Genomic DNA, 6,907 nt, shown 5'->3' with positions numbered 1-6,907 from the left:
CCTTTCGCCCCGGTATCCCGCTGCGGGATACCGGGGCGAAAGGCTGAACGGCGTGCGATCCGTGCTCCGAAGGGAGTGAGCGACAGATCCTGTTCCGGGGCCTGTGCCGTGGTGACCTCAGATCTTGCTCTCCGAGCGACGGCGCATCCAGAAGACGCCGCCGCCGATGGCCGCGGCGGCCACCAGTCCGCCGCCGATCGCGATGTCGGTCGGCGTGGCCCCGCTGGAGCTGCTGCCGCCGAGGCCGCCGCGGACACCGCCGATGACGGTGAAGACATCGTTGACCGTCCTGCGCTGGCCCTCGCAGGTGGTGGTGACGCTGTACGCGCCGGGGCTCGCGTTGGTGTTGACGCGCACCGTCGCCGTGGCGGTCCGCCCGTCGACGGACCTGAGGTTGGTGGTCGGGAACGCGTTCGAGCTGATGGTGCTGTTGGGCGTCGCGCACGCGTCGCCGCCGCTGACGGTGAGGACGAGCTGTCCGCCCCGGGCGATGACCTGGGGGGCGGCCGTGACCGAGGTGGGCTGGTCCCAGGCGGCGGCCGTCGGTGCGGCGAGGCCGACCAGGGTGACCGCGACGGCCGAAGCCGCCAGGGCACGAGTAGTACGCATGTGATCCTCCGCGGAAGACGCCCCGGGACCCGTCCCCGGTCGATCGGCGAGAAAGCGCCTCCCGAATAGACCCTCAGATGCCGTGCACAGGGCCGCATTTCGGGGCTGGTCCGTCCTGGTGAGCGGACACGCCGTGATAATTCCGCGTCGCCGGATATCGCCGCAGGTCACGGACCGTCAGAAAATTCCTGGGAGCGGCGACTCGGATGGCCGAGGGCCCCGGCTCGCCGCCACCCGTTCGTACCTGACCCGTCGCCGTCCTGATGCGGCGCGCTTAGCGTTTCCCTATGCGCGACGGACGCGGCGACGGCCGTGTCGAGAGGGGATGGCGAATGGCTTGGTCCCAGCCGGCCGAGGCCGAAGAGGAGGAGCGGCGGAGAAAGCGCGCGCCGTGGGGCGTGATAGCGCTGGTTCTGCTGACCGGTCTCGCTCTCATCCGGAACGGTTCGGGGGAATTCGACGTGGGACCGCCGCAACCCGCCCAGGCGGCCGCCGCCGACAGCCGCAGCACCCCCCACGGCACCTTCACCAATGTGCCCGATCCCCTGCCGTACGCCATGGTCGACCGGGTGCGGATCCCTTCGATCCAGGTCGACGCGCCGGTCGTGCCCGTCGGGCTGGACGCCCAGGGCTGGGTCGACGCGCCGCCCGCCGCGGACCCGAACCTCGCCGGCTGGTTCACCGGTGCGGTCTCCCCCGGCGAGAAGGGCACCGCCGTGGTCGTCGGCCATGTCGACAACAATCAGGGGCCCGCCGTGTTCTACGGTCTCGGGGCGCTGAAGAAGGGCAGCCGCGTCGAGGTGCAGCGCGGTGACGCGAAGACCGCGGTGTTCGAGATCTACGGCATCGAGGTCTTCGCGAAGAACAACTTCCCCGGTGACCGCGTCTACGGCAACAGCGGAATTCCCGAGTTGCGGGTCATCACCTGTGGGGGCGGTTTCTCCAAGCAGAACGGCTACGACGGGAACGTCGTCGTGTTCGCCCGCCTGGTCGAGGTTCGCTGAGCGTTCCCCGACCGGGCGGGCGAAGGCCCGGAGCCGATTCGCTCTTTTCGGTGCTACGCGTATCTCCGCTGCGGCACCGTGATCCGATATCCCGAGTCGAGCAGTTCGGGCAGGTACGCGCTCAGTGCGCGGACGCTCTGCGAGCGGTCGCCGCCCGCGTCGTGGGAGAGCACGACGACACCGGGGGCCGCGCCCTTCTCCACGCGGTCCGCGATGGTGGCCGCCGCCGGGGCCCTCCAGTCGAGGGTGTCCACAGTCCATGCCAGGGGCTCCATGCCGAGTTCGGCGCCGAACTCGAAGGTGGCGCGGTTCCAGGCGCCGTAGGGGGCGCGGAACCACAGCGGGGGTTCGCCGTAGGCCTTGTCGATGATCTCGCTGGTGCGGGACATCTCGGCGTGGATTCTGGACCGGGACAGGTTGGGCAGCATGGGGTGCGACCAGGTGTGGTTGCCGACGGCGTGCCCGTCGTCCGCCATCGCGCGCAGCAGGTCCTTGTGCCGGTCCACCATCTCGCCGCACACGAAGAACATCGCGCGGACGTCGTGCTTGCGGAGGATGCGCAGGATGTCGGGGGTGTAGCGCGGGTCCGGGCCGTCGTCGAAGGTCAGCACCATGGTCCGGCCGCGTCCGTCCACCCGCAGGTAGGGCCGGCTGCGGACGGTGGCGGGGACGAGGGTACGGCGCCGGACCGGCGGGGCGCCGTAGCCGGCGATGGGCTGCAACCGGTACGTGGAGGGCTTGAACGCGGGACGGGCGCCGGGACCGGCGGCCGTGGCGGCGCCCCGGGCCGGGCCGGCGCTCTCCTCGCCGGTGAGCAGCGCGGTCGTGCCCGCGACACCGGCCGCTCCGAGCAGGGCGGCACCGCCGAGCAGGAGGCGGCGGCGCGTGAACATCTGATCCTTCGTCATGACTCATGACTCGACCAGGTCGGGAACGGCGCACCACCACGACACCGGAGCGGCCGCATGGAAACACCCGATCGGAGTAGTTTCGCGCCCTCTTGGCGCCCGTCCGTGCACCTCTGCCCACGCCTCTCGCGCCCGCTCCTCTCTGCGACCGCCCGGCGCACGCCGGTGCCGGGGCTCTCGGATAGCCTCACCACCGTGACGGATCAGCAAGCGCACCAGTTCGAACGGGGTACCGACGGGCCGAAGGTCGTCCTCGTCGGGCTGGACGGCTCCGACTCCTCCCTGCGCGCCGTCGCCTACGCGGCGGGCCTCGCCCGGCGGCAGCGGGCGCTGCTGGCGATCGTGTACGTGCAGCCGGTGTTGGCGGCCGGCGCGGCACTCGGGGTGCCGGTGGCCGGGACGACCGACGAGATCGCCGAGAGTCTCGTCGCGCAGATCCGTGAGGCCGCCGAGCAGGTGAAGGGCGTCTTCGAGACCCGCTGGGAGTTCCACACGTTCCGCGGCGACCCGTACAACGGGCTGGTCAGGGCGGCGGACGACCTCAAGGCGGACGCGGTCGTGGTGGGCGCCTCCGAACAGGCCGGCCACCGCATCGTCGGCTCGGTCGCGATCCGCCTGGTGAGGGCGGGCCGCTGGCCGGTGACGGTGGTCCCGTAGCCCGACCTACGACGAGAGTCACGCGGCGCCGCGTCGAGCGGTCGAGGCCCGAGTGCCGCGGGAGCGTTGCGCCGCGAGACCCTTGGGCTGCGGGGCCCGAGCCGGGCGACGGCGCGGTGTCGGGCGGCGGAGCCGTGCGGTGGCCGCTGGGGGCCGCGGCGGGGGTTCGGCGGAGTACTCCGGCCCGTGAGCGGTCCCGGTCCCCCACACGCCCTTCCAGCCTGCCCTGAGCCGGTCCCCCGCGAGGGACCGCCGGGTGGGGCGCCGGGCGGAGCGCCGACATCAAGCCGTCGCTGACACCGGGCCGGGCTTCGCGGAGCGAGGCCGGGGAGCGGCGCGGAAGCCGGAGGCAGCCCCTCCGACCTGCCGACGGACCGTTCGTCGCACCGTTCGTCGACAGCTTCGACCGCCCGCCGCACACCCGTGACCGGCCCCTGTCCCCGGGGAGCCGCCCGCGTTCCCATACGCCCATGACGGCCGGAACCACGATCACCAACGGGACGACCGCCGAACACGAACTGGCCGAGATCCAGCGTGAACACGGACGCCCTCTCTTCGCCCTGCTGCTGCGGCTCTCCGACGGGGACCGTCATCGCGCCGAGGACCTCGTGCAGGAGACCTTCGTACGCGCCTGGCAGCACCCGGAGGCGCTGCGCGCCGACGACTTCGACTCCGTGCGCCCCTGGCTGCTCACCGTCGGCCGGCGCCTCGCCATCGACGCGCGGCGGGCCCGGCAGGCGCGCCCCGCGGAGGTGGGGGACGCGGTGCTGGAGAACGCCCGAGTGATGGCTGACCACGCCGAGCGGTCCGTCGCCACCCTCGATGTGCGGGAAGCTGTGAAGACACTCACTCCGGAACACCGGGAAGTACTGGTGCAGGTGTATTTCCAGGGGGCGAGTGTGGCGGAAGCCGCCGAAGCCCTGGGCATCCCGCCCGGTACGGTGAAGTCGCGCGCTTACTACGCACTGCGCGCCCTGCGCCGGGTGCTTCCGGGATACGCGGCCGACCTGCGGTGAAACCCATGGCCGAGTCAAACCTCCGTAAAGCGCCTTGCTGAGGACCGCTGTTGAGCAATCAGCTGTCCTCATCCGTGTTCCGGATGGGGCCCTGCCCCGGGGCCCGGTGTCGGGCGACGCGCACGTACCGGAGGAAGGCAGGAAGGGATGCTGCACAGAGGTCAAGAGAGCACGGACGGCGCCGGCGGCGGCGAACTGACCGTCCCCATGGCGTGGTTCTACGCCGAGTACATCGCCGAGGAACTGCTGCGGACCGGCGACCTCATGCCGCCGACGTCCTTCGAGTTCCGTGCGGGGCGCGACGCCCTGGCGCTGACCATCTTCCTCGCGGACTCCGGCGGTGAGCTCTCCGGCATCCGGGTCGTCACCCAGCTGGAGACCTGGCTGTCGCTGACGGCGTACGACCAGCCGTGGCAGGACTGGGTGGGCGAGCGCATGGCCCACCTCACCGCCGAGGCGCTGGAGGTGGGCGGCCCCGCGCCGGACCTGGAACTGGCGGCGGCGACCTGGCGGTGGCTGGAGGAGACCGAACTGCTCGCGCCCGATCTGGACGCGGTGCCGGGGGGCGGGGCGGTGCTCGGCGAGGACGACGGTCCCAAGGTCTGGACACCGGCCTGGCGGCTCGGTCTGCCGCTCGGCCATCTGGCGATCCATCTCTTCTGAGGACGCCGCCCCGCGGACACTCCGCGTGACCGGGGCGTGTCGGTGCGGTGAACTGCCGGTTCGGGCGGCGGTGGGGAAGTTTTCTCGGTCGGTGACCAATCCGCCGAGATCACGGCTCCGAATCTTTTGGTTGGCATTGGTCGCGGGACTTGAGTGATTCTCGGGTCTGGTCCGTACCGGTGGGGGCAGGAAGCAACCCCCACCGCACACCGGCCCGAGGAATTGCCATGTGGTCCCAGGATCGTCATCACGACGTCGGCGCGTACTCGCTGGGCGTGCTCGACGAGGTGGAGTCCTTCCACTTCGAGGACCATGTCCGCGGCTGCCCCCAGTGCGCGGTACAGGTCACCGAGTTCCGTCCCGCCGCCCGGCAGCTGATGCTGTACCGGAACGCGACACCGCGCGCCGTGCACCCGTTCGCGGCGCCCGGCCCGCAGTTGCTCGGACGGCTGCTCGACGAGGTGGCGGCCCGCCGTCGTGCACGTCGCAGGCGCTGGCTGTTCGCCGTCGCCGCCTCCGTGATCATCGCCGTAGGTGCCCCCGCCGTCGCCGTTCTCGCAGGTCCGGGCGCCCCTCCGAACAAGGTCGCGGCCACGGACCCCGAGTCGGGGGTGTGGGCCGAGGTCAGGGCCGAGGACCGGATCTGGGGCAGCGACATCCAGCTGAAGGTCAAGGAGGCCGAGGGCGCCCACGCCTGCCGGCTGATCGTGATCGGCAAGGACGGGTCGGAGGAGACGGCCGCCAACTGGAAGTCCCCCGAGGGCGCGGACCGTCCCTCCGAGATGCAGGGCGGCACCTCGATGCAGCGCGAGGACATCAGCCACTTCGAGGTACGCAGCCAGGAGGGTGAACTCCTGGTCACGCTGAAGGCCCCGGCCTGGCGCTGAGCCGCCCGCCGGGCCCGGCCGCCCGGCCCGCACCTGGTCCGTACCTTCAATGGTTGCGGATCATGGACGGGCCCGAGTCGGGGACGGTCCCGGACCCGCCGCCGCGCTATTTCAGCAACCGCGACATCCGTCGGTCGGCGAGCGGCTTGCCCCCGGTCTGACAGGTCGGGCAGTACTGCAGCGACGAATCGCTGAAGGACACCTCGCGGACGGTGTCCCCGCACACCGGGCAGGGTTCACCGGTCCGGCCGTGCACCCGCAGTCCGCTCTTCTTCTCCGCCTTCAGCCTCCCGGCGGCCAGGCCCCGTGAGCGCTCGACGGCCTCCGTGAGCGTGGTGCGCAGCGCCTCGTGGAGCTCGCGGACCTCCTCCGGCTTCAGGGAGGACGCCAGCTTGAAGGGCGACATCCTGGCGGCGTGCAGGATCTCGTCGCTGTACGCGTTGCCGATGCCCGCGATCAGACTCTGGTCCCTGAGGGCTCCCTTGATCTGGCGGCGCTCCCCCGCGAGCAGCTCCGCGAGGCGGGACGCGTCGAAGTCGTCGGCGAGGGGGTCCGGGCCGAGCCGGGCGACACCCGGGACGCTCAGCGGATCCCGTACGACGTACACGGCGAGCCTCTTCTGGGTGCCGGCCTCCGTCAGGTCGAAGCCCTCGCCGGTCTCCAGCGCGACGCGCAGCGCGAGCGGACTCTTGCCACCGGGGCGGGGCGGCCCGTCGGGGAGCCGGTCCCGCCACTGGAGCCAGCCGGCGCGGGCGAGATGGGTCACGAGGTGCAGTTCGCCGCCGTCCGTCTCGACGTCCAGGAACTTCCCGTATCGGCCCACCGCCGTGACCTGCCGCCCCTCCAGGGCGGTGACCGGCGGGTCGTACGTCTTCAGCACGCTGATCGCCACGGGCAGCACGCGGACGACCTCATGGCCGACGAGAGCGCCGACCAGGAAGTCCCGCAGGGCGTCGACCTCGGGCAGTTCCGGCATGCCATCCAGCGTATGCCTGCGGCGCTTCGCCGGGCGCCCCGTAGCTCGGGGGTGCGGGGTGCGTCGGCGGGTGCGGGTCCGTCGTGGTTCTCGCGCAGTTCCCCGCGCCCCTGAACAGCGACCGGGGCTGCGCCCCGTGCTTTTCATTAGGGACGGGCCGCAGGCCCGTTCTCTCAGCGGCGCGGGG

General features: G+C 71.9%; 8 protein-coding genes. 5 read left to right on the top strand and 3 right to left on the bottom strand.

What is annotated here, in order from left to right; translation table 11 throughout:
- Positions 1 to 117: 117 nt before the first annotated feature.
- Entirely contained in the window at positions 118 to 609 is a 492-nt protein-coding gene (locus tag AOK15_RS35070) for a hypothetical protein (protein WP_055522344.1), read from the bottom strand.
- Between the two features lie 332 nt (positions 610 to 941).
- Here AOK15_RS35070 and AOK15_RS35065 point away from each other — a divergent pair, with 332 nt between their 5' ends.
- A complete protein-coding gene (locus AOK15_RS35065; RefSeq protein WP_055522342.1) occupies positions 942 to 1,613 on the top strand; it encodes a class F sortase in 672 nt (223 codons plus the stop codon).
- 53 nt (positions 1,614 to 1,666) lie between these two features.
- Here the strand turns inward: AOK15_RS35065 and AOK15_RS35060 are convergent, their stop codons facing one another.
- Positions 1,667 to 2,521, bottom strand: a complete 855-nt coding sequence (locus AOK15_RS35060; protein ID WP_055522340.1) for a polysaccharide deacetylase family protein — start codon at positions 2,519 to 2,521, stop codon at positions 1,667 to 1,669.
- Positions 2,522 to 2,716: 195 nt separating this feature from the next.
- On the opposite strand from AOK15_RS35060, the gene AOK15_RS35055 reads away from it, so the two are divergent.
- The 4 genes from AOK15_RS35055 to AOK15_RS35040 all read left to right on the top strand — a co-directional run bounded on the left by AOK15_RS35055 (position 2,717) and on the right by AOK15_RS35040 (position 5,744).
- Positions 2,717 to 3,178, top strand: a complete 462-nt coding sequence (locus AOK15_RS35055) for a universal stress protein (RefSeq protein WP_055522339.1) — start codon at positions 2,717 to 2,719, stop codon at positions 3,176 to 3,178.
- Positions 3,179 to 3,648: 470 nt separating this feature from the next.
- Positions 3,649 to 4,194 (top strand): sigma-70 family RNA polymerase sigma factor, encoded by a 546-nt coding sequence (locus AOK15_RS35050; protein WP_055522338.1) that lies wholly within the window; start codon positions 3,649 to 3,651, stop codon positions 4,192 to 4,194.
- Positions 4,195 to 4,341: 147 nt separating this feature from the next.
- Positions 4,342 to 4,857: a hypothetical protein gene (locus tag AOK15_RS35045; protein WP_055522337.1), complete on the top strand. Its 516-nt coding sequence runs from the start codon at positions 4,342 to 4,344 to the stop codon at positions 4,855 to 4,857.
- A 227-nt stretch (positions 4,858 to 5,084) separates the two neighbouring features.
- A complete protein-coding gene (locus tag AOK15_RS35040; RefSeq protein ID WP_055522336.1) occupies positions 5,085 to 5,744 on the top strand; it encodes a hypothetical protein in 660 nt (219 codons plus the stop codon).
- 106 nt (positions 5,745 to 5,850) lie between these two features.
- Here the strand turns inward: AOK15_RS35040 and AOK15_RS35035 are convergent, their stop codons facing one another.
- Positions 5,851 to 6,720 (bottom strand): Fpg/Nei family DNA glycosylase, encoded by an 870-nt coding sequence (locus AOK15_RS35035; RefSeq protein WP_055522335.1) that lies wholly within the window; start codon positions 6,718 to 6,720, stop codon positions 5,851 to 5,853.
- Positions 6,721 to 6,907 lie beyond the last annotated feature (187 nt).

It is taken from the genome of Streptomyces ossamyceticus (assembly GCF_001418475.1).
Classification (GTDB): Bacteria; Actinomycetota; Actinomycetes; order Streptomycetales; family Streptomycetaceae; genus Streptomyces; species Streptomyces ossamyceticus.
The sequence above is the reverse complement of the archived record's forward strand: the minus strand, read 5'-3'. Positions and strand labels throughout refer to the sequence as shown.